Source organism: Streptomyces silaceus (assembly GCF_001419745.1).
Taxonomy (GTDB): Bacteria; Actinomycetota; Actinomycetes; order Streptomycetales; family Streptomycetaceae; genus Streptomyces; species Streptomyces silaceus.
The window spans coordinates 1-1,362 of the sequence record NZ_LIRJ01000566.1; the positions used below are offsets into that span (position 1 = coordinate 1).

The 1,362-nt window shown below is 71.8% G+C and carries 2 protein-coding genes; one reads left to right on the forward strand and one right to left on the reverse strand.

Translation table 11 applies throughout. From position 1 onward, the window contains the following. Nucleotides 1-232, reverse strand: a 232-nt coding sequence (locus AOK22_RS36695; protein ID WP_157872405.1) for an FAD-dependent oxidoreductase, incomplete at its 3' end; no start/stop codon positions are given. A 135-nt stretch (nucleotides 233-367) separates the two neighbouring features. On the opposite strand from AOK22_RS36695, the gene AOK22_RS36700 reads away from it, so the two are divergent. After that, a partial coding sequence (locus AOK22_RS36700; RefSeq protein WP_055702997.1) for a M20/M25/M40 family metallo-hydrolase occupies nucleotides 368-1,362 on the forward strand: 995 nt, incomplete at its 3' end.

Genomic DNA, 1,362 nt, shown 5'->3' on the forward strand with positions numbered 1-1,362 from the left:
GCACCCGGTCCCGGAAGGGCAGCTCGAAGCCGGGCGGCAGGGAGTCGCGCGAGGGGCCGATGATGCCGCCGCCGCACGTCTTGTACCGGGGCAGTTCGGCTTTCTCCAGGAGCAGCACGCGGCGTCCCGCGACCGCCGCCGCATAGGCCGCCGAGGCCCCGGCGGGGCCGGCTCCGACCACGACCACGTCCCACACGTACCGGGCGTCGTCCGCTGAGTTCTCGCTGCTCACGTTGGTCTACCGCTCCTGATCCCGCTGTTGGCCGCGCTTTCCTCAGGCATCCTACGGCGGAGGCTCGCGGCTCCCTCCTGTGGGAGGATCACATGTACCCACACGTACAACGTCGCACCTACGAGGAGCGTGCCCATGTCGCGGAATCCGATCGCCGAGACCGTCGCCTCACTGATGCCGAAGGCGAAGGCGGAGCTCACCGAACTGGTGGCTTTCAAGTCGGTGGCGGACTTCGAACAGTTCCCGAAGAGCGAGAGCGAGGCCGCCGCGAACTGGGTGGCGGACGCGCTGCGCGCCGAGGGCTTCCAGGACGTGGCGCTGCTGGACACCCCGGACGGCACGCAGTCGGTGTACGGCTTCCTGCCCGGCCCCGAGGGCGCGCCGACCGTCCTGCTGTACGCCCACTACGACGTCCAGCCGCCGCTCGACGAGGCCGCGTGGGTCTCGCCGCCGTTCGAGCTGGTCGAGCGCGACGGCCGGTGGTACGGCCGGGGCAGCGCAGACTGCAAGGGCGGCGTCATCATGCACCTGCTCGCGCTGCGCGCCCTGAAGGCGAACGGCGGCGTGCCCGTGAGCGTGAAGGTGATCGCGGAGGGCTCCGAGGAGCAGGGCACGGGCGGTCTGGAGCGGTACGCGGAGGAGCACCCGGAGCTGCTCACGGCCGACACGATCGTCATCGGTGACGCGGGCAACTTCCGCGTGGGCCTGCCGACGGTGACGTCGACGCTCCGCGGCATGACGCTCGTCCGTGTCAGCGTCGACACCCTCGAAGGGAACCTGCACTCGGGGCAGTTCGGCGGCGCCGCCCCCGACGCGCTGGCCGCGCTGGTGCGCACGCTGGACTCGCTGCGCGCCGAGGACGGTTCGACGACGGTCGACGGCCTGACGAGCGACACGGTCTGGGACGGTCTGCAGTACGAGGAGAGCACCTTCCGCAAGGACGCCAAGGTCCTCGACGGTGTCGAGCTGATCGGTGAGGGCACGGTCGCGGACCGGATCTGGGCGCGTCCCGCCGTCACGGTCCTCGGCATCGACTGCCCGCCGGTGATCGGCGCGACGCCGTCGGTCCAGGCGAGCGCGCGGGCGCTGATCAGCCTGCGGGTGCCGCCGGGCGTGGACGCCGCCGAGGC